The organism is Lysinibacillus sp. (assembly GCF_032093475.1).
Lineage (GTDB): Bacteria > Bacillota > Bacilli > Bacillales_A > Planococcaceae > Lysinibacillus > Lysinibacillus irui.
Genome location: NZ_DAMDAY010000001.1, coordinates 82,816 through 104,100 on the forward strand (window position 1 = coordinate 82,816; position 21,285 = coordinate 104,100).

Annotated in this window: 25 protein-coding genes, 1 riboswitch and 1 other annotated feature; of the genes, 18 read left to right on the forward strand and 7 right to left on the reverse strand. The window is 36.3% G+C overall.

Going from position 1 to position 21,285, the window contains the following annotated elements; genetic code table 11:
• The first annotated feature begins 13 nt into the window (after window positions 1-13).
• Complete coding sequence (locus RT445_RS00365; protein ID WP_274795480.1) at window positions 14-1,366, forward strand: aspartate aminotransferase family protein; 1,353 nt, start codon at window positions 14-16, stop codon at window positions 1,364-1,366.
• A gap of 158 nt (window positions 1,367-1,524) precedes the next feature.
• Here RT445_RS00365 and RT445_RS00370 read toward each other — a convergent pair whose 3' ends face one another.
• Window positions 1,525-2,691: an FtsW/RodA/SpoVE family cell cycle protein gene (locus tag RT445_RS00370; RefSeq protein WP_274795481.1), complete on the reverse strand. Its 1,167-nt coding sequence runs from the start codon at window positions 2,689-2,691 to the stop codon at window positions 1,525-1,527.
• 241 nt (window positions 2,692-2,932) lie between these two features.
• Here RT445_RS00370 and RT445_RS00375 point away from each other — a divergent pair, with 241 nt between their 5' ends.
• Window positions 2,933-4,603 carry a HAMP domain-containing methyl-accepting chemotaxis protein gene (locus RT445_RS00375; RefSeq protein WP_274795482.1) on the forward strand — a complete coding sequence of 557 codons (1,671 nt, stop codon included), beginning with the start codon at window positions 2,933-2,935 and terminating at the stop codon, window positions 4,601-4,603.
• A gap of 335 nt (window positions 4,604-4,938) precedes the next feature.
• On the forward strand, window positions 4,939-5,892 hold the full coding sequence (locus RT445_RS00380; RefSeq protein WP_274795483.1) for an L-threonine 3-dehydrogenase: 954 nt from the start codon (window positions 4,939-4,941) through the stop codon (window positions 5,890-5,892).
• 117 nt (window positions 5,893-6,009) lie between these two features.
• Here RT445_RS00380 and trpB read toward each other — a convergent pair whose 3' ends face one another.
• The 5 genes from trpB to RT445_RS00405 all read right to left on the reverse strand — a co-directional run bounded on the left by trpB (window position 6,010) and on the right by RT445_RS00405 (window position 10,148).
• Window positions 6,010-7,173, reverse strand: coding sequence for a tryptophan synthase subunit beta (gene trpB, locus RT445_RS00385; protein WP_274795484.1), 1,164 nt, complete (start codon window positions 7,171-7,173; stop codon window positions 6,010-6,012).
• A gap of 57 nt (window positions 7,174-7,230) precedes the next feature.
• Window positions 7,231-7,430 (reverse strand) — a binding site (T-box leader).
• Window positions 7,431-7,497: 67 nt separating this feature from the next.
• Entirely contained in the window at window positions 7,498-7,980 is a 483-nt protein-coding gene (locus tag RT445_RS00390) for a QueT transporter family protein (RefSeq protein ID WP_274795485.1), read from the reverse strand.
• A 6-nt stretch (window positions 7,981-7,986) separates the two neighbouring features.
• A riboswitch (PreQ1 riboswitch) is annotated at window positions 7,987-8,031 on the reverse strand.
• Between the two features lie 64 nt (window positions 8,032-8,095).
• On the reverse strand, window positions 8,096-9,202 hold the full coding sequence (locus RT445_RS00395) for a tyrosine-type recombinase/integrase (RefSeq protein WP_066037013.1): 1,107 nt from the start codon (window positions 9,200-9,202) through the stop codon (window positions 8,096-8,098).
• Between the two features lie 44 nt (window positions 9,203-9,246).
• Window positions 9,247-9,705 (reverse strand): ImmA/IrrE family metallo-endopeptidase, encoded by a 459-nt coding sequence (locus tag RT445_RS00400; protein WP_313469237.1) that lies wholly within the window; start codon window positions 9,703-9,705, stop codon window positions 9,247-9,249.
• Window positions 9,706-9,719: 14 nt separating this feature from the next.
• The gene (locus RT445_RS00405) at window positions 9,720-10,148 is read right to left on the reverse strand and encodes a helix-turn-helix domain-containing protein (protein WP_066037011.1); all 429 of its coding nucleotides are present in this window, start codon (window positions 10,146-10,148) and stop codon (window positions 9,720-9,722) included.
• 381 nt (window positions 10,149-10,529) lie between these two features.
• Between RT445_RS00405 and RT445_RS00410 the strand changes: the two genes are divergently transcribed.
• The 14 genes from RT445_RS00410 (at window position 10,530) to RT445_RS00475 (ending at window position 18,772) form a co-directional block, all read left to right on the forward strand.
• A complete protein-coding gene (locus tag RT445_RS00410; protein ID WP_066037010.1) occupies window positions 10,530-10,712 on the forward strand; it encodes a helix-turn-helix domain-containing protein in 183 nt (60 codons plus the stop codon).
• A gap of 14 nt (window positions 10,713-10,726) precedes the next feature.
• Window positions 10,727-11,053: a DUF771 domain-containing protein gene (locus RT445_RS00415; protein ID WP_305193562.1), complete on the forward strand. Its 327-nt coding sequence runs from the start codon at window positions 10,727-10,729 to the stop codon at window positions 11,051-11,053.
• A complete protein-coding gene (locus RT445_RS00420) occupies window positions 11,054-11,290 on the forward strand; it encodes a DUF6877 family protein (RefSeq protein WP_313469240.1) in 237 nt (78 codons plus the stop codon).
• Window positions 11,287-11,547, forward strand: coding sequence for a hypothetical protein (locus RT445_RS00425; protein WP_313469242.1), 261 nt, complete (start codon window positions 11,287-11,289; stop codon window positions 11,545-11,547). Before RT445_RS00420 ends, RT445_RS00425 begins: the two co-directional genes overlap by 4 nt.
• 11 nt (window positions 11,548-11,558) lie before the next feature.
• On the forward strand, window positions 11,559-11,765 hold the full coding sequence (locus RT445_RS00430; protein WP_313469244.1) for an IDEAL domain-containing protein: 207 nt from the start codon (window positions 11,559-11,561) through the stop codon (window positions 11,763-11,765).
• Between the two features lie 16 nt (window positions 11,766-11,781).
• Entirely contained in the window at window positions 11,782-11,940 is a 159-nt protein-coding gene (locus RT445_RS00435) for a YqaI family protein (protein ID WP_313469246.1), read from the forward strand.
• A gap of 88 nt (window positions 11,941-12,028) precedes the next feature.
• Window positions 12,029-12,325 carry a VRR-NUC domain-containing protein gene (locus RT445_RS00440; RefSeq protein WP_313469249.1) on the forward strand — a complete coding sequence of 99 codons (297 nt, stop codon included), beginning with the start codon at window positions 12,029-12,031 and terminating at the stop codon, window positions 12,323-12,325.
• Window positions 12,267-13,529 (forward strand): helicase-related protein, encoded by a 1,263-nt coding sequence (locus tag RT445_RS00445; protein WP_313469251.1) that lies wholly within the window; start codon window positions 12,267-12,269, stop codon window positions 13,527-13,529. Before RT445_RS00440 ends, RT445_RS00445 begins: the two co-directional genes overlap by 59 nt.
• Window positions 13,526-13,825 carry a hypothetical protein gene (locus tag RT445_RS00450; RefSeq protein WP_313469253.1) on the forward strand — a complete coding sequence of 100 codons (300 nt, stop codon included), beginning with the start codon at window positions 13,526-13,528 and terminating at the stop codon, window positions 13,823-13,825. Before RT445_RS00445 ends, RT445_RS00450 begins: the two co-directional genes overlap by 4 nt.
• Window positions 13,826-14,737: a YqaJ viral recombinase family protein gene (locus RT445_RS00455; RefSeq protein WP_313469255.1), complete on the forward strand. Its 912-nt coding sequence runs from the start codon at window positions 13,826-13,828 to the stop codon at window positions 14,735-14,737.
• A 2-nt stretch (window positions 14,738-14,739) separates the two neighbouring features.
• Complete coding sequence (locus RT445_RS00460; RefSeq protein ID WP_313469257.1) at window positions 14,740-15,804, forward strand: AAA family ATPase; 1,065 nt, start codon at window positions 14,740-14,742, stop codon at window positions 15,802-15,804.
• Entirely contained in the window at window positions 15,801-16,598 is a 798-nt protein-coding gene (locus RT445_RS00465; protein WP_313469259.1) for a zinc-finger-containing protein, read from the forward strand. Before RT445_RS00460 ends, RT445_RS00465 begins: the two co-directional genes overlap by 4 nt.
• 1 nt (window position 16,599) lies before the next feature.
• On the forward strand, window positions 16,600-18,318 hold the full coding sequence (locus RT445_RS00470) for a DNA polymerase B (protein WP_313469261.1): 1,719 nt from the start codon (window positions 16,600-16,602) through the stop codon (window positions 18,316-18,318).
• A gap of 13 nt (window positions 18,319-18,331) precedes the next feature.
• On the forward strand, window positions 18,332-18,772 hold the full coding sequence (locus RT445_RS00475; protein WP_313469263.1) for a hypothetical protein: 441 nt from the start codon (window positions 18,332-18,334) through the stop codon (window positions 18,770-18,772).
• 14 nt (window positions 18,773-18,786) lie between these two features.
• On the opposite strand, the gene RT445_RS00480 is transcribed toward RT445_RS00475, so the two are convergent.
• Complete coding sequence (locus tag RT445_RS00480; protein ID WP_313469265.1) at window positions 18,787-19,053, reverse strand: CRISPR-associated protein Cas2; 267 nt, start codon at window positions 19,051-19,053, stop codon at window positions 18,787-18,789.
• Between the two features lie 90 nt (window positions 19,054-19,143).
• Here RT445_RS00480 and RT445_RS00485 point away from each other — a divergent pair, with 90 nt between their 5' ends.
• Window positions 19,144-21,036: a phage/plasmid primase, P4 family gene (locus RT445_RS00485; protein ID WP_313469267.1), complete on the forward strand. Its 1,893-nt coding sequence runs from the start codon at window positions 19,144-19,146 to the stop codon at window positions 21,034-21,036.
• Window positions 21,037-21,285: the final 249 nt, after the last annotated feature.

A 21,285-nucleotide genomic window follows, 5' to 3' on the forward strand; every position in this document is an offset into this window, starting at 1 on the left:
GGGGTGTTTGGCTATGACGCAGACAAATCTTAAAAGTGATGTATTAACAAAGGATGAGCAATATGTATGGCATTCAATGAAACCGTACAATCCACAAGCCACATATGTAGTGGAGAAATCTGATGGTGCCAGAATTATTGATACAGATGGTGTGGAATATATTGATGCGATGGCTGGGCTATGGTGTGTCAATGTTGGCTATGGACGTAAAGAATTAGCCGATGCTGCACATGAGCAAATGATGAAAAATGCGTATGCTCCCTTATCCCAGGGGCATTTGCCAGCAGTCGAACTAGCCGAAAAGCTAAATGACATGCTTGGTGGAGATTACGTAATTTTCTTCTCTAATAGCGGTTCAGAGGCGAATGAAACAGCTTTTAAAATAGCTCGACAATACCACCAGCAAAAGGGACAAAGCTCTCGCTATAAAATTGTCTCTCGCTACCGTGCTTATCATGGGAACTCATTCGGTGCATTAGCGGCAACAGGGCAGGCGGAGCGCAAATATAAATATGAGCCACTATCACCTGGGTTTATCCATGTTGCACCACCTGATCAATATCGCGAGTATGAAAGTGATACTATTGCCCCGTTAGATTTAGCGAGTGTAAAGGCTGTAGACAAAACGATGACATGGGAGCTAGGCGATACCATTGCCGCCATGATCTTAGAGCCCATTATTACAGGTGGCGGTGTTATTATGCCACCGGAAAACTATTTAAAAGGCATTGAGGCAGTATGTAAAAAACACGGTGCTTTAATGATTGTCGATGAAGTTATTTGTGGCTTCGGTCGTACAGGGAAGCCTTTTGGATTTATGAATTATGGAGTAAAGCCAGATATTATTACGATGGCTAAAGGAATTACAAGTGCCTACTTACCACTATCTGCTACTGCGGTAAAACGCGAAATTTATGAGGCGTTTACAGGTTCTGATGCATACGGCTATTTCCGCCATGTGAATACATTTGGCGGCTCCCCAGTGGCATGTGCAGTAGCATTGAAGAATATTGAAATTCTTGAACAAGAAGCATTGTTCGAGCGATCCAAAGAAGTGGGCGCTGCCACATTACAATCTTTACAACAAGAATTGCAGCATCATTCAAATGTTGGAGATGTGCGAGGAAAAGGCTTATTGATTGGGATTGAATTAGTTGTAGATAAAGTCTCGAAAGATCCTTTACCGGTGGAAAAGGTGAATACTGTCATTGCGAAATGTAAAGAGCAAGGGGTCATCATTGGGAAAAATGGGGCAACCGTTGCAGGGTTTAATAATGTTTTAACATTATCTCCACCACTTAATATTTCAAAAGAAGATCTGGAACGCATACTTGAGGTTGTTGTGGATAGTATAAATCAGCTGTAAATAATTGCTGTCTCTTAAGTTAAGTTTAAGAGACAGCTTTTGTATTTTAAAGCATGACAAAGGCGAGACGGATAATCAATACAGATAGAATTACGCCTGTTATTAGCAATAATAAAAGAATTCGCTTTTTTAATGTAATATTCATAAGTTTCCATCTCCTAATCCTCTACCTTAAACATATAACCCTTATAAGATTTATGAATAATCATGACAATTCCCATAAGCATGAAATTCGATAACAATGAACTACCACCATAACTTAAAAATGGTAAGGTTACACCTGTGACAGGCAGGAGACCAATCGTCATACCAATATTTTGAGTAATTTGGAAGGCTAGTAAGCTGGAAATCCCTGCGCCCATTAAAGTCATAAAGGGGTCCTTCGCTTCTACTGTAATAAGAACAATACGGTAAATAACGAAAAATAGTAGGGCAATCACAAAGGCTCCACCCATAAAACCCAACTCCTCCGCTATGGCAGAAAATATAAAATCGGTGTGCTTTTCAGGTACATAGACATTGTTGTTGAGATAACCCTTGCCTGCTAATTCCCCAGATCCGATGGCTAAAAAGCCTTGGCGAACTTGAAAAGATGAATCTGTATATTCATAGGGCTGAAGCCATCCATAAATCCTAGAAACTTGGTGTCCTGACAAGGAACCTAAAATTTTCTCTGTAAAAAATTCGTTAAATCTGACATAGAGCACTAAGATAGTACTAATTATCACTAATGGGATGGCAGTAAAAATGACAAGAAGCTTTTTTTGAATACCTGAAAAGAAGATCATTGGTAAGATCATTGCCATATACAACATTACCATTCCTGTATCGGGTTGTTTATAAACAAGAAGGGTAGGAGGAAGGACAATAAGCCCGATTTTTATGAGTAGCCATAGATCGGCTAGATAAGAGGGGCGTACATTTTTCTCTTGATGTGCAATAATGACCTTACTCACAACAATTAAAAAGGCGAACTTTAAAAATTCTGATGGCTGGAGAGAGCCTAAAAACGGTATTTGATACCAAGATTTAGCTTGATTGATGGTCCTAGCTATACTCTCTGGTGCAATGATTAGTCCAGCCGTTAATAGTACTATCAATCCATAAAATGGCCAGCCAATCCTTTTTAATTGTTCAATATCAAGTAGGGAAATTCCAAACATGATAAAAAAACCAATAAAGTAAAATATAAATTGCTTAATAATGAAGGAACTAGAATATTGAGCGAAGTTGACACTACTAGAATGGACAAAAAGGCAGCTAATACCACCTAGCAGAAGAAGACTTACTATTAAACTAACGTCCAATCTCTTGAGTTGCGACAAATGTAATACCTCCATTCTCTATATACTATAAACGTTGGGAATGCATGGAAGGTTTCAGGAAGTGAATTGGTGTTAATTAGGATCAATAGTATGAAATAAAAAGTATATTAAATTACTTATATAGAACTATCGAGTGGGCAAAAACTCTTAATTCTTCGCGTAATCTTTACAAAAACATAACACTGGCTTTATATCCTCATACTATTATTATTGGTAAGAGTTGGAGAAGGAGCCAAGGATCATGCATTTTTTTCGTTTCATAAAGGTGAAGGACAAGTTACTTGTACTCATGATTGTTTGTGTATTATCGAATGTATTGCTAGGTGTGTTTAGTGTAGATTATTTGAGGAAGATGTCGTGGCATGCAAGTGAGAGTTACACACAGGGACTTGTCCCAATTAGTTTGCTAAATGAGCTTGAAGAATCACAGCGTCAACTAGACTTTATAGTAGATGCTAAGGGTGATTATCAAGAAATGACTGTCGTTTTAAAAGACATGACTATGCCTATTGAGCAACTAGATAGCCAGGAAATCGATAAAAAAATGAGTCATCAGATCAAAAAATATAAAGCTTTGTTCAAGGAGCAGGAAAATTTGATTGAGGACTATAAGCAATTGAACCAAGGAGAGCTAGAGCAGTTTTATTCGCAGACTTTTCTACCCATAAGTCAAGAAAGTCATACATTATTAGAAGAAACACAAAATTATTTAGTTGAAAGAGCTAAAGATCGACAAAAATCTTATCAGAAAGATGTGCAATTTGGATATTGGTTACTAGGGGGTGTATGTTTAACGGTTGTGATGCTTGTCATTCTGATCGGATTTATTGCAACCCAATCAGTCAATGTGCCAACGCGCCAATTAAAGTCATTATTAAAACGAGCAGAGCAAGGAGATTTCACTGCAAATGCTAGTTATGTGGCCCATGATGAGCTTGGTGAGGTAGTATTGTCGTACAATCAAATGACTACTGAGGTGAAGCGTTTACTCCATACTGTAACGGATAGTGCTTATGAAGTAGAGGAAATGACAGGTAAATTACAAGAATCCTCAGAGCAATCATCAACAACAACGTTAAAAATTGCAAAGGATGTACAATCTATTGCTGATTCAACGGCAGCTTCTACAAGCAAATTAGCTTCCAATACGGCTTCCTTAGAGGAAGTTTTACATGATGTACAGGTCATCTTAGAGAAAGTGCAGGTCGTGGAAAGCTTCGCACATCATACAGCACGAGATGCAGAAAGCGGAACAGAAATTGTACAGGCTAATTTAGCACAAATGAAGGCTATTAAGGAGGCTGTTGAAAAATCCAATACAGCGATCTTTAATTTGGTTGAGCGTGCATCATCGATTGATCAAATGATTGAGGTCATTGAAAAAATAACAGCACAAACCAACTTATTAGCGTTAAATGCATCTATCGAAGCTGCTAGAGCAGGAGAACATGGAAAGGGATTCGCGGTTGTTGCTAATGAGGTACGCAAGTTAGCAGAACAAACGGTCCAATCAACACAAACGATTACATCCATTGTCCAGAATATCCATTTAGATTCGAGCTATGCCGTACAAATGATGGAGGGCGTGTTGGTGGCAACTGAAAAAGGTGTTGCTGTAACAGGGCAAACTGCGTCAAGCTTCGATCAAATTTTAGAAAAAGTACATACTATTAAGCCTTATATGATGGAAGTAACTGCCACTGTTCAAGAGATTGCCAATCACACAAAGACAGTAAGTGAGGATGCTGTTATGTTAACAGCTTTATCGGATACGAATACCATGTCTACTAAGCATGTTGCTACACTAACAGCAGACCAATTGGCAGCACAGGAACAATTCAATAATTATATTAAAGAATTGCGCAAAGTATCAAAAGTTTTGCAAATAGCTGTAAAACGTTTTTCGATATAATTTATTCTCAAAGAAAAATGTTGAAAGGGAATCTCCTATGAGAAAGGGGATTCTTTTTTGTTTGTTTATAAAATAGAGTTAACAACAAAATGTGTATCCTTCAGATGTACAAATGTGTTTTATATATTTTTGTAGCACAATATTTTTTATGAGTTCATATACTGAAAGTAAGGGATTGTTTGTTCCTTTTAAGGAATATCGTTAATATAATTGTTGTATTTTCAAAACGAACACATTATAATGAATTTCATTGAAAGTGTTATTAAATCAATGTTTATCAATATATTTTTGTACTTTCCATAAGTACAATTGTTCACATGTGGAGGTTTTGAGAAATGAAAAAGATAATTGTTACTGGGGCACTTGGTCAAATAGGTTCTGAGCTTGTAGAAAAACTTCGTGGTATTTATGGAGAGGACAATATACTTGCTACAGATATTAGAAAGCTTGAACATACTAAGGGCCCATTTGAAATATTGGACGTGACAGATGGACAAAGAATGCATGATCTAGCAAAGGATTTCGGTGCAGATACGATGATGCATTTAGCGGCATTATTATCTGCTACTGCTGAAAGAAATCCATTGTTAGCTTGGAATTTAAATATGGGTGGATTAATGAATGCATTGGAAGTTTCACGAGAGTTAAATATGCAATTTTTCACGCCAAGCTCTATTGGAGCATTTGGCCCATCTACACCGAAGGAAGATACACCGCAGGATACTTTGCAACGACCAACGACAATGTATGGCGTTAATAAAGTAGCGGGTGAGTTACTATGTGATTATTATTTTAATCGTTTTGGCGTTGATACACGTGGTGTACGCTTCCCTGGATTAATTTCCTATGTAACACCTCCAGGTGGTGGTACGACTGATTATGCGGTAGAGATTTTCTATGAAGCGATCGAACAGGGCAAGTATACATCTTATATCCAAGAGGGTACGTTTATGGATATGATGTACATGCCAGATGCTTTACAAGCTATTGTAGATTTGATGGAGGCAGATGGTAATAAGCTAGTTCATCGTAATGCTTTTAATATTACAGCAATGAGCTTTGAACCGTCGCAAATTGCAGCTGAAATCAAGAAACACTTACCGAATTTCACAATGGACTATCAGGTGGACCCAGTGCGTCAGGCTATAGCAGATAGCTGGCCAAACTCTTTAAATATAGAAGCAGCCCAAAAAGAATGGGGCTTTAAAGCAGAGTATGATTTAGCTAAAATGACAGTTGATATGTTAGAAAAACTGAAAATTAAGCTGCATAAAAAGGCAATTTCATAATAGTGTAAGCTACAGTGTTTTAGAGGTAAATCCTAATGGCAAATAATATTACAGAAATTTACTAAAATAAAGTAAAAAGAGCGATGTCCCAAAAAGGGAGATCGCTCTTTTACAATACTATTTTGTTAACATATGGAAAACTTGTTCAACGTCTTTATCACCACGACCTGAGATATTAATAATAATGCTTTCCTCAGATGGTAAAGTTGGTGCTAATTTTAGAGCATATGCAACTGCATGTGAACTTTCAAGGGCAGGAATAATACCTTCGACCTTTGAAAGTACTTGAAACGCCTCTAGAACTTCTTCGTTTGTAACAGTTACATACTCCGCACGGCCAATTGTTTTCAAATGACTATGTTCTGGACCTGCTCCAGGGTAATCTAGACCAGCTGCAATTGAATATGTTGGTAGGGGATTTCCTTCATCATCTTGTAACACTAAACATTTGAAGCCATGTAGCTCCCCAGGCGTCCCTTCGTTTAATGTAGCAGCTTGATCGGGTTCGATTCCAATAAGACGAACGCTTTCATCTGCAATATAATCAGCAAATGCTCCAATGGCATTACTACCACCGCCGACACAGGCAAGGACGGCTGTTGGAAGCTTTCCTTCCTTTGCTAAAATTTGCTCACGACTTTCACGGCTAATGACAGATTGAAAATGTTTAACCATTGAAGGGAAAGGATGTGGTCCAACTGCTGAGCCTAATAAATAGAATGTTGTTTCATAGTTTTCTACTAAATCAGCGAACGCTTCATCAACAGCATCTTTTAAGCGACCTTGCCCTTTATCAACAGCTACTACTTTCGCACCAAGAAGCTCCATACGAAATACATTTAATGCCTGACGTTTTGTATCCTCCAAGCCCATATAAATGGTGCAATCAATCCCGAACATGGCACAAGCAGTTGCCGTTGCTACACCATGTTGTCCAGCGCCTGTTTCGGCAATAACGCGATTTGCTCCCATACGTTTAGCTAGTAAAATCTGGCCTAATACATTATTGATTTTATGTGAGCCTGTATGGTTAAGATCTTCACGTTTTAAATAAATTTTTGCGCCACCTAATTGCTTTGTTAAATTTTCTGCAAAGTAAAGAGGGGATTTACGTCCAACGTATTCACGGAAATAGTAATCCAATTCTTTCTTAAAGTCTTCATCATCTTTATACTTTTGGAAATTCTCGTCTAAAATAGTTAAGACATTTTGAAGCTCCTCTGGAACAAAGCTTCCTCCAAATTCACCAAAATAACCTTTTTTCTCTACTACTGTACTCATCTTTACTCGACTCCTCTATACTATTTTTCCATAAAAAAAAGCCACTCCAATCCTCATAAAAAGGACGAGTAACCGTGGTGCCACCTTGATTCGCATTTTTGCGCGCTCTTCTACTCCGATAACGGGGAGTGGGTCGGCCTTACATTTGGATAAGGCTGCTCTGAAGTCCATTCACAAGTACATACTACTGGTTTGCACCTACCACCAGCTCTCTTGAAGTTACAGTGCTTGCTACTACTCTTCTTCCTTGCATTTATTAGAAAGAATTGTAGAATATTTTCAGAATAGTGTCAAGAAAAAAAGACGAATCCTAAGACTCGTCTGTTAAATCAAATTTTTAAAGTGAAGACGTTTATTTAGTCCATACATAATAGGTGCACCAACTGCTAACACAACAAACTCACCAGCAGCCACTGTTAGCCAAGTCCAGAAGAATGGAAGCTCTAAGGCTAAGTTTAGTTCAAAGGCAATGATAAACATAGTGCATGTAAATAAAAATGTATTAATAATTAAACGTGCCCAAATATTTTTGACAAATTTACAGATTAAAATGAACAGTCCAAGTGTGATCATAGAATGACCAACACCAAACACTAAATCGTAAATGCCAAGTGGTGAAAAAAGATTGGAGATCAATACTCCAATAATGATCCCTACGGCAAAGCGTGGATTAAAGGCCACTAGATGGTTAAAAATCTCGGATACGCGGAACTGTACTTCTGTAAAACCAAATGGTGCAACAAGCATTGTCACAGCAATATATAAAGCTGCAATAATACCACTTGCTGCTAAAAATTTTATCTTCATATTCATTTCTCCTTAGTTTTTTTTCGTGGGATGGTCTCGAACCACGTAGAGCAAGTGCAATCATATCAATATTTATAGGCGTTTGTAAATACCTGTGTGTAAAATATGTGTAAAACTATAAAGCAGCTAATACATTCATTGTATTTTTTTCGTCTTCTTCTCGTAGCTCTTTAATCAAATGTGTGTAAATACGAATAGTTGTATCGACATCCGCGTGTCCAAGCCGTTCTGAAATATATTGAACAGAAATACCTTTGTAAAATAAAATGCTTGCATGTGTATGGCGTAAACCATGAATTGAAATTTCATCAATACCTAATTCGTTTAATAGCTTTTTTAATGCTTTGTTTACGCCCGTGTTGCTAAAAACTTTATATTTTGATTCAGGATTATAGAATACTAGTTTGTGAATATTTTCGGGGGTATCATTGAAATACTTTTGGAACATATCCATAATCACTTTATCCATTTTAATAACACGATTAGACGTTTCCGTTTTGGTCTTTTTTTCACCATCTTCAAACGATGAAGTATAGCCCCAAGTCTTGTTTATGCTGATAGTATTGTTTTTAAAATCAAAGTCTTTTCTTTGCAATGCTATAATTTCAGCAAACCGCATTCCCGATTTAAGGGCTAAAAGAATAATATAGTAAACTTGTCTATGTTCAGCTTCTAAAACATCGCATAGAGCTTTAGAAAGGCGTTTACTTTCTAAGTAATTAATATGCTTATCAATTTGTTTCTTTGAATCTTTTCCAGTGAGAGTTGCCCTTCTAGTAAAATCAGTTTGAATGATTCCTTCATCTACAGCTTCACGTACGCAAGCCCTTATATGAGCATTTATTTTTTTAACTGTTTCTTTAGCTTTAGTTTTGCCATACTTGTTTAAAAAGGCTTGATAATCACTCTTTTTAATATGTTGAATAGGTGTTGAACCAAAGTACTTTTGGATAACCTTAAATGTGTTTTCATAATGAACTTGTGTAGCCTTAGCATTATCAGACTTGTATAAATCTACCCATCTTTTAAAATAGGAGTCTATCGGTTCTATTTTAATAATAGGGTTAAGCCCTTTGTTCAACTTTGCTTCTATCTCTGCAGCTGCTACTTGGGCTTCTTTTTTTGTGGCGAATCCGCCTTTTCGAATTGGCCTGGATTCACCGTTGACCATTCTACTAACAGTATACTGCCAAGTCTTGCCTCGCTTCTGAAAGCTAGCCATGGTGATCCTCCTTTCATAAATACTACAAATTGGGAATGTACGTTCTATTTTAGGGTAATTTTTTTACCATCTATGTTTTTTAAAGTAAGTAGTCCTTCTGGAATACCTTTGTCTTTAATTGCATCATGGATGGTAAAACATGAATAATTGTCTTGATCCAAAAATAGTTCGTCAGGCAACAATAACTCGACAGCAAATGTATTTGCCTCTATCTCCAACTTATCAGTAGAAAAGAGGGTATGTAGTTTCAAAAAAGAAGTATTTGTGTCGGAATGTTGGACAGCATGACCTAATTCGTGTGCAGCGATAAAGATTTGAGATTTTCTATCTGCATCCTGGTTTATATGAATTATGGGTACTCTAAAATGTTTACTGTAATACCCTAGTGCGTTGCCTAACGGTTCAAATACAATAAGAATGTTCATATATTTGGCAATTTCAAATGGATCATTTGTGCCATAATTTTTTACTAACTGATTTACTAATGACTTAATTGACGACACAAGCAACACTCCTATTAACGATACTTTTTAGGGGTGAATTTCTGTTTTGCTACCCTTTTAGCTAGTCGCAATGAGTTTTCTAAGCTGGATATTAACAATTCTCTATCTTCTAATTCTTCCTCGCTTAATTCATCCAGTGTTCTACCATCAAATGCTGCATGACCACTTTGAGAAAATCCGTCAATCATTTTTTGAAGTTCTTTTTGTATATCTTGTTCATCTTTTTCAGTTAGATCATAGTAATGTTTTTTATCAGTACGCCCAAGTAAATAATCTGTACTAACATCAAAGTAATCTGCAACTTTCTCTAACGTTTCAGATTTTGGACTTTGAGTTTTCCATTTATAAAAAGCATTTTCGCTAAATCCAAGCTTTTGAGCAACTACTTTTAGATTCTCTCCACGTTGGTCAGATAATTCTTTTACCCTTTCGAATAGCATAATATCAACCTTTCCGACTGCTTAGAGAAAAATAAATTATACAATTGGATAATTAATAGTTGAAATTAGTATCCAACTGTATTATTATGTTCACATAAGCTAAGTTATTAGCTAAAAAAAGCACAAAAAATACGACCTATTTAAACACATTTTGACGTTGGGGAACGGAACAAATGTAATGTTTACAGGCTTTTTAGAAGTCTTATTTAGCTATGTCTAAATAGTATACTACTGGATACTTTGTGTCAATACAATCGGCTAATAATTTAGCTTAGAAATTTCCAAAAAAGTAAAGAGCTGTGATACCGAGCCAATGACGGTATAGTCGTAACTTATAGCTTATATGACGGTAGCAACGTCAGTTGGATTTTAGGAGGTTAAAGGATGAAAGAAGATTTAGGAGCATTAGTAAGATCAGAATTATTTAAACGAAAAATGAGGCAAAAGGAATTAGCTAAAATGGTAGGGATTTCAAATGCTTATCTATCAGACATTATTCGTGGTAATAAATCTGGGCCGAAAGCGCAGGAACACATTAAACACATCCGTAAAATATTAGACATTTAGGGCAGGTGATTGAATTGCAACAATTACAAGTTAATTTAACTGTAAACGTACCTGATCATCTTGTACTTGTTGAGAAAGTTGAATACGAGCAATTACAGCAAGAAAAATTAAGTGGACAGTATTGGACTATGAAAGATTTAGAAAAACGAGTAGGAAAAGAGTGGCGTTGGATAAAAGACAACATTCTTTATCCAACTAGATTTAAAAAAATCTTAGATGTTAATAATGGTGGATTTGTCTACTATCCCGAAGGAAGGGGCAAAAATTGGTCTTTCCATGCTAGTAAAATGGCAAAGTTTCTAGATGATAATTTTTATTTAATTTTTAGAAAGGGTGACTAAATGAACATTAAACCTGTTCCAGTGGAGTTAGTAGGTGAAACATTGATGAATATTTCGCCACTGTATTTATTGAGTACGGTTGCTAGCAAGTTACCTATAGCTGTCCTATTAGATGTTAAAGGTCGCATAGGTGACTGGCTTGCCAGCGGTGGCAAAGAAACAGATCCATACATTTGGCAGCAAGTAGCCTATGCTCAGAAAGTTTATGAGGCAATGAAAGGAGGTGAAAAGGGATGAAGTTACAACCTGCAGCTGAGATGAAAAAAGTAAGTGTCAGCAACTTTGACAAATTAAGGGCTGACGCATTGCAAAGTGATGATTTCAAAAATCTCGTTAAAGGCATTGAAAATCAAGCTGAGAAAGGTCTTTGTGAGTATACGTATTACCACAAAACCAATAAGCAGATCGTTGCCATTTTCCAACAGACATTAAAAGAGAATGGCTATATAGCTAACCAGCATTTATCAGGTTTAGGTCTAACTATTAAATGGTAGGGGTGATTTAGTTGTTTGAGGACTTACTTAGAGCAGCCGCAGCTAAAGCTATTGAAATGGCTGTAAATGAAGGACATTTGATTAAGGAAGATGGCATTATCTTAAAGCCAGCAACAATCAGCCTTGTAAATGAAATCGAAGAAATGAACCGCCAGCATTTGATTGATATGGCTTTAGCTAACAATGATCGTGAGCTGTTCATGCAATTAACAAATTGAAAGGGTGGTGCCTTTAATGAAAACAGTTGAAGATTATCCAAACGAAGATATGTATGGGACTGAGATTCAAAAAGGGGATATTTATTATATTTTCGGTGAATCAGTTGTCTTAGAAAGTAATTTAGATGATTACCTTACAGAGCATCTAAAGGGTGAAATGCTCCTTGCAAAATAAAATGAGCCTATACCGCTGGAACAGTTATAGGCCCACATACAAGTCTTTTCAAAAGTCATTATATCAAATCGGGAGGTTGTTTCCTAGTATGACGAGAAAACCACTCGAAAAAACAATAGAAAATCAAATAAAGAAATGGCTCGAATCAAATGGCTATTGGTGGATGAAGGTACATGGTGACATGTTTCAGAAGTCGGGTGTACCTGACATTCTTGCTTGTATCAATGGAAAGTTTGTTGGCATTGAAGTGAAGCGACCAGGTGGCGTTGTGAGCGAGCTCCAAAAATACAATATCGAAAAAATTCAAGCTGCAGGGGGTGTAGCATTTGTCGCATACAGTGTCGAAGATGTCCGAGTTAATCTCGACCGATTCCATGTTATATGAATACCAAAAAGATGTATTAAAGGCAGCCCGTCCAAATTGGTTATATGCACTTGATACAGGTACTGGCAAAACAATTTTATCTATCCATCATTATCTACTTCATTACAATGGAGAACCACTATTGATTGTGGCTCCACCACAAAAAATTAAAGAAGGGGGATGGGATAGGGATATTCAAACGGTCGTTAATCATTACGGTATAGAGATTAATTATGATCTATTAAGCTACGGAAAGATTGCTAGTGACTGGAAGAAATACAAAGGTTGGTTTGTCATATTCGATGAATGCCATTACGTGAAAACATCTACTTCACAACGTGGTAAGGCAGCCAAAAATTTAGTTAAGGCAAGTACGTACTTTGTACTTTTATCTGCCACACCATCCAGCAATGGGTGGGGGGACACAATAAACTATTTCATCATGTTTAATTTGGCACAAAGTAAAACGCAGTTTGAGCGTGAATTTGGCATCTTTGACACGCTGTATCTAGGCCAACGCCGAGTAAATAGGGTAGTGGGGTGGACACGTGAAAATATACTCAAGCAAATGTATCAATCTTTTAGTGTAAAGCTATCGAAAGATGATTGTTTGGATTTGCCACCAATGTTAATTGAAGATGTATTTTTCAAACGATCCACTGAGTATTTGAAGCTAAAGAAAGATCGCATTTTAGAGGTTAATGGTGAAAAAGTTGTCTATGACACTTATCCAAAATTGGCACAGGGTTTACGATTCTATGCCAATCAAAAGAACAAACTTGAATATATTGAAATGCTTGCTGAAAGTACCAATGAAAACATCATTATTTTCTATAACTTTAAAGCTGAAAAAGAAGCATTGCTTTTATTGTTGGGCAAATCGAAGAAAAAAGTGTTTGAGGTAAGTGGCCAACGGTCTGAATTGCCAGCTCGTAATACATGGCCAAAGTTAAAAGGTAGTGTAACGCTTGTTCAATACCAGGCTGGTGCTGCAGGTATTGAATTACAATATGCCAATCTAGTTATCTTCTATACTCCTACGTATAGTTTACAGGATTATGATCAATCACTTGGACGAGCTTATCGAAATGGCCAGGATAAAAAAGTAACAGTCTATCATTTTATCACCAAAGATACGATTGAGGAATTGATCTACGGTGCCTTGAAAACAAAGAAAGACTTCACAGACGAACTATTTGTGAAGTATATGGAGGGGCCAAAATGAGTGAAACAAAAGAAAAGGCAATCCTCATCGATCTGGGCATTGTCCGAATTAAAGAGTATGACAGTCTTAATGTCCAAATTGAACGGCTTGAAGAAGTTCTTAATCCAATATCAAAGGAATCATCAAATAAATGGCGATTTAAGGGCTATTCAGATACCATTTTGAACGCTTTAAAACTAATCGTAAACAAAGAGTTGTTGATTGATAGAATTACCGTAAACGGCTTGGAAAATTACTTAAAACAAGTTCAGGAAATTCATAACAAAATAATGATTGCTTTGGAGGGGGAAAAATAGATGTTCCAAACAGATGATAAAAACGTCATCGAAAACCGTAGCGTATTTGTTGGTGGTTCGGATGTTCCAATTATTTTAGGTCTTAGCAAGTACAAGTCACAATTTGAACTTGCAAAAGAAAAAACTGGCTTAGTACCGACCGTATTTGAAGGAAATGAATACACAGTATATGGCCAAACAATGGAGCCACAAATTCGTGACTACATTAACGTAATAAACGAAACGAATTTTAAACCAGAAACAGTTATTAATAAAGAAAGAAATATACGTGGTAACTGTGATGGCGCTGATTTCGAAGAATCATTATTACTTGAAATTAAATCACATGGTAAAAATCCAACAATGGATGTATACAAAGTTCAAATGCAACTGTATATGAATGAATTTAACCTTGCTGCAGGATGGTTAGCTTTGTATGAACGTCCTGATAATTTCGATGCTGAGTTTGATCCTGAACGATTGAAAATTGAAGTGGTCCATCGAGACGATGTACAAATCAATGAAATCTTACAAGCTATTGAATTGTTCTGGAAGCGTTGTGAAGCATTAAAACGACAACCCGAAATGACTGAGGTTGAATATTATTCTATTACTTTAGAAGAAAAAAATGAGATTGCCATTGTAGCTGGTGAAGTAGAAAAATTCGAGCTACAAATTCAATCATACAAAGAAATTGAATCACAATATAAGGCTATGAAAGACAAGCTATACCAATTAATGATGGACCATAAAGTGAAATCATTTGAAACGGATCGATGCACTATAACTTTGGTGCTTCCTACTGAATCCACATCAATAGATACAAAAGCTTTGCGTGAATCACACCCACGCATTGCTAAAAAATTTGAAAAGGTAACACCTAAAAAGGGATATACAAAAGTTTCTATGAAAAAAGCTAAGGAGGCTAAATAATCATGGCACTACCACCAAATAAACCAAAGAAAACAATTGAAACACCACGTAATTACTTTATCTGGGGACCAACAATGAACGGTAAATCCTTTTTAGCGAGTGAGTTCCCTAATCCAGTTATTTTTAATACTGATGGAAACGCAGCACAAATCGAAACACCATCGGTTGACTTAAAAAATGAACGTGATCCAAAGACCGGTACAATTAAAGTCACTGTTGTTGAGCAGATGTTAGAGCTTATTAAAGACTTGGAGAAAGGAGGACACGGCTTTGAAACGGTGGTTATCGATGTAATAGATGATTTAGTCACACTTATTGAGCAAGCAATTTGTGAGGAAAATGGTGTTGATTATGTAGGTGATGTGCCATACGGCAAAGGCTGGGGGTTGCGTAAAACATTCATTACCTCAATTGTGGTCCGTCTTAAAGCCTTGCCGATGAATGTTATTTACATTAGCCGTTATGCGACAAAATTAGAGGGCACTTTAGAAAAGCCAATTCCCTCATTAGGAGATAAAGATCTAAACGTTGTAAATGGTAACTGTGACCTGAACATCATGTGTCAAAAAATCGGTAAAAAATATCTTCGCCGCGTTGTGGACCGCCGTAAAAATTATCAACGTGATTGGATTGAGGACGAGCGTATTTTAAAAATCTTAGATTCTGTAATTGGTGCTTTTGATAAAGGCTCAGCTAGTGAACCTCAACAACCATCAAAGCCAGTTGAAGAAAAGAAAACACTAACTCAAATCGCTGAGGAAGTAAAAGAAGATGTAAAAGTTTTTGATGAAGATTCTTACTACTTCCATCCAGAAAGTGATTCTTATGTGATGTATAAAAAAGGTGATGTTGTTCCAGATGATCCAGATTTCGAACATTGTAACCCTATTTCGAAAGAAGAATATGAAAAAGGGATAAAAGAAGAATCAAAAAGTGCTGATCCTGACATCGAACAATATGTGAATGACAACCCACCGCCTGCCAATGCACCGAACACAACTGTAAAAGCACCACGTACAGCTAAACCAGGTGCACCAAGAGCACCGAGAGCTCCACGTACAAAATGATTTGTCCATATTGCCAGGTACCAGCTGAATTTATCAGTTCGAAAGATTTTTATGGCACAGATTATCGTACCAATTTATATTTATGTAGGCCATGTGATGCCAGGGTAGGTACACATGGTCGAGGTAAAACGCCTCTTGGCACAATGGCAAATGCTGAATTGAGAGAACTACGTAAATTGTGCCATGCACGTTTTGATGTGCGTTGGAAATATGGAAAAGTTAGTCGTTCAAAAGCTTATGAACAATTAGCCGATATGATGGAATTAACAAGAGAAACTGCACATATCGGTATGTTTGATAAAGAACAATGTAAAAAATTATTATCACTATTACCAAAGGAGACGAAGAATATGAGTAACTTAGCAGCTATGGCTCAAAAATTATTAGCAGAGGGATTCGATCCTAAAACATCACCAGTGGATGATTATGAGGCTTTACCAGAGGGTGGTTATGATGTTGTACTTTCAGAGGTACACTGGCGAGTAAATGATAAAGGTACAGAGTGGTTACAACTGGACCTTGAACTCTTGAATGAAGGCTTTGAAAACCGTAAACATTTTGGAATGATCTTTTTCACTGAAAAAATGATGGAGCGTGCATTAAAACAAACAATGAAATGTGCTGCAGCACTCAACATTGAATTAGATCCATCTGTATTTGGCTCTCCAGAAACAGATTTAGTAAACGCCTTTAAAGAAGCACTAGGTACTCAATGTGAAATGGACATTAAGCACTCAAAATCTAATAAGGGTACATTCGTTAACTTCTCATTGAGTCAACCGGAGCCATTCTAATATGTTCAAAGTGTATGATTTCGAGGTTTTCCCTAACGATTGGATGTGTGTCATCTTAAATCTGGCCAACAATAGAATCATACGCATACACAATGATAAAGAGCGCCTACAAAGCGCTCTTTCTTCAAAAGATATTCTTGTTGGCTTCAATAATTATCATTATGATGACATCATTTTATGGGCCATTGTAACCGACCAGGATCCGTATGAAATAAGTAAACAAATTATAGGTGGCACATTTAAGCGAAAAGTAAATTGCGGCTTTCTTACTTTGGACGTTAAGCAAGAGTTGATAAATAAATCACTTTCTTTAAAAGAAGCTATGGCCAATCTAGGTATGGACATTATTGAAACACCTGTTGATTTTGACCAAAAGGAATTGTCACCAGATGAAATAAAAACAATCCTTGATTACTGTGAAAACGATGTAAAAGCAACTGGTGTAGCCTTTCAAAAACGTGAAGATTATTTTGCTTCAAAGTTTGAAATTATTGAGACATTCAAATTACATCCAAGTGATGTAAAAAAGACACGTGCAAATCTAGCTTCTACAGTATTAAAGGCTTTTAAAATGAAGGACCACAAACGTGATCGATTGAAACTTAGCTATGACAAGCGACTCAAAATTAATGAATTGCCAAAATCGGTTGTCGATTTTTATAACAATATCCACGTTTCTTATTTAGAAGGCGGATCCGTTACTGATTTAGAAAAACGACAATTTGAATATAAACTTGCTGGATTAACACACACGTATGGTTTTGGTGGATTGCATGCAGCAAAAGAAAATTATTTAGGTGAAGGGTACTTCTTACACATTGATGCAAAATCTTACTTTCCAACCTTAAAGATTAACAATGGATTTATAAGTAGAGCAGCTAAGATGCCCGAACGATACGAAAAAATATACCAGGATCGATTAAGGTATCAAGCTGCAGGTGAGTCAAAAGAGGAAATTTATAAAATTTTGCTCAATGCTGCAGTAGGTGCTTGTAAGTCAGAATTTAATGCGCTATTTGATCCCCAACAATTTAACAACATTGTAGTAAATGGCCAACTTATTCTTACACATCTAATTGTGTTATTGGAGCCATTTATAGAGCTTATTCAATCAAATACAGATGGGTTAATTGTTAAATATGAGGATAAGTCATTTCTGCCTTTTATCGATGAAGTCATTGAGCGATTCAGTAAACACTATGAAATACATTTCAAAGTAAACGAGATTAATAAAATTGCTCAACGTGATGCCAATAATTATTGTGTTCGATATTCTGATGGAAAAATCGTTGCAAAAGGAATTATGAAAAATTTCGAGGGTGGGACCTGGGAGCGTAATAGTTTATCCATTATCGATACAGCCCTGGTCAATTACTACATGCATGATATACCTATTCAAAAAACAGTCATTAATACATTTAAAAAGGATCTAACAGCATTTCAGTTAGTGGCCAAACAAGGGAAATTTGAGGGTATGGCATGTGAAGCGTTTGAGGGTGGCAAAATGCAAATGATAGAACTCCAAAAGGTAAATCGTATTTTTGCAACAACCGATCCAAAGCGTGGCGGTGTTTATAAGGTACGTGATGAAAAATATCAAAAAGTTTCTAATAGTCCAGAGCAAGCTATTGTGTGGAATGGTCCACTAGATCAATTTGAGAAACGAAAAATCGATTTGAATTGGTATGTGAAAATGATTCAAAAACAATTATTTGTATAGGAGAGTGTTACAAATGACAACAGAAACAGCGGAAACAGTACAAACAAAGGACATTCAAATAAATGTTCTCTTTAAAAAAATGCAAAAGGACGATAAGAAGGAAGTTTTAATGTTTCATATTTTATCAGATGAAACGAAGCATGCTGCTGACCTATTAAGATTAACAGGAAAAATGACCATTTTAACAATTTCAGATGATGAGGGACCATATGAGCCGATTCAAGCTGAATTTGTGAACTTACAGCGTGACAATAAAAAGACAGTGCTCAAATTTAATGTAGCAACAGAGGATGTAGACCGAGTGAACGCTATTTATCCAGCTGCAGGTACAAATATTTCATTACTAATACAACCTCAACAAATGAGTATTGATGATCTTGAAGCTGAGCATGAGGGGATTTCTTATGAGGTTGGTTCAGATGGTACTGTAGAAACTAAAAAAAGTGAGCTATAAAGCTCACTTTAGAATTATAGGTTATTTTTTAACCAAGATGAAACTTCATCCGATAGATTGTTCCAAGCTGCGGATCCTGATAACTGAGCAACAAATAATTTATCATTGCCATCCATAGCTGTGAAAAGGTCATCTCTAAGTTGTGTAGCATTTTTTTCTGTACCTATTACCCATACAGATTCTAGAACACATGCCCAACTTGAATATGTTTTAATTTTACTGATTATTTTATCATAATCTCGATTAGGTCCAATTAAATCATATGACACTAAGTAATTCATGATATCACCTCCAATATAAATGGTTATTCGACAAAAATATGTAAATACCTTCAAGATTTTAGTAATTATATAGAAAGGAGGTGCTACGGTTTGAAGTATACTATAAAACCATTGCGCTATATTGAGCTAGAAGAAAAGAAGCCTAAACATTCATTCGACATTTTTTCTACTGACCATAAAAACTATAGAGATGCCGGTGTTATTTTAACAAAAGATATAGTGGTCGTGGATTTCGATACACGTTCAGATGCAGCTGAATATATCTATTCTGTTTACCCATCCTTGCGTGTTGAAACAAGTCGGGGCTTTCACCTTTGGTATAAGCGCCCAAAGGCAGAGGGTATGACCACACCCATTAAAAACTACACGGATAAAACAACGGTGGCTGGATTAAAGGTCGATTATAAAACGGGTACTCGCTCACAGGCTACGATTAAGCAAAATGGCAAACTTCGGCCGATGGAAAACGCTCATTATCTTGAAGATGTGAGTAGTTTACCAGAGCTTCCTTTGCTCTTGTATCCTTCTAAATTAAAACATAATTTACTAGGCATTAAAGAAGGGCAAGGGCGCAATAGTGCAATATACAGTCATTTGCTCACAACATTAGAGCAATATGGCACCGATATGATCGATAATGAAACGCTGCAGATCCTAGCAACCTTTATCAATACAAAAGTATTTGCTGAGCCAATGGATGATGACGAGCTTAATAACACTATTAAGTCAGTTTTAGAAAAAAAGCCTGCACCTAGTTCTCAACAATGGCTTAATCCAAAGGATATGGTCATGACGAGCGAAGTTTTGGCCAAACGTCTGGATCTTCATTATTACAACAATCAAATTTATTTTAAGCAGCTGGACCGTTACATTACCGATTCCAATAAGCTGCTACGAGAGATAGACAAACACATAAAATTAAAGCCTGCTCAGCATAAGCAATTGATGGAACTATTTAAAATTAAATCGAATGTGGTAGAGGACAATGATTTTGTGATCCAGCTGCCTAATGGTGTGATTATTGATGATGGTGAGCCAATAATAATTGATGCTGGCTTCACACCGTACTTTTTAGATGTTCAATACGATGAGGATGCCTATGATGAGCACGTGGATCAATTCTTAGATTTCTTTACCTGTAATCGAAAAGATTTACGGACCGTGATTGAAGAAATGTTTGGCCATATTTTAATGACGAAAGGCTTTCCACATAAAGTTTTCTTTTATAGGTCTGAAAAAGGGAACAACGGTAAATCAACATTATTAAAAATGCTTACTGCATTCACGAATGGCTTAGAAACAAATGTACCATTAGATAAATTTGATGACGACACAGCCGTATATGGAATGTCAGGTAAATTAATGAATATTGCTGATGATATTGACGCGTCATACCTGGACAAGTCGGCCAACTTTAAAACGCTAGCTTCTGGGGATCCGGTTATGTTGCGTCCGATCTATTCAATTCCTATTACCATACGTTCAAAGGCAACGCTTATTTTTACTTGTAACAAGATGCCACAATTTAAGGATAAATCCGGTGGTATTGGTCGGCGCTTAGTTGTCATCCCTTGTGATGCAGAAGTTAAAGTAATCGATGAAAATTTAGATGAAAAACTTTCGAGTGATACAGCCAAGTCTTACATACTAAAATTAGCACTCGAAGGAATTAAGCGAATACGTAAAAACGGTAATAAGCTATCTGAATCGGCTACAATCGAACAGCAAACAATTGAATATTTCATTCAATCTGATAGTGCTCTTTCATTTTTACATCAATATAGTGATGAGATTGATGGAAAGAGGACCAGGGATGTCTATGCAATGTATGTAGCTTATTGTGAGGATGAAGGGCATAAACCGGCTGGAAGTACCGAATTCGGTCGTAGGATGAAGAAGGAAGGCTGGGAATCAAGGGTAGTAAAAGTAATGGGGAATTCTGTCCGAGTTTATAAAAAGGTTACGGATGAGGTAACAGGATGATGGTGAATATCAGTAACCTTCATTAAGCCTATATTTATCAAGGGTTTATCTATCATTTTAAATCATAGAGGGTTACAAATGAAAAAATACATCTGTAACCTCTACAAACCCTTATTATATATATATTTATATTAATATTATTTCTTTAGTTACAGATAAATAATAGATATAAGTATATAAAAAATAATAAAAAGAAAAAAAGAAAAGAAATAAAAAAATATATAAAGAAAATACACCAAAATATCTGTA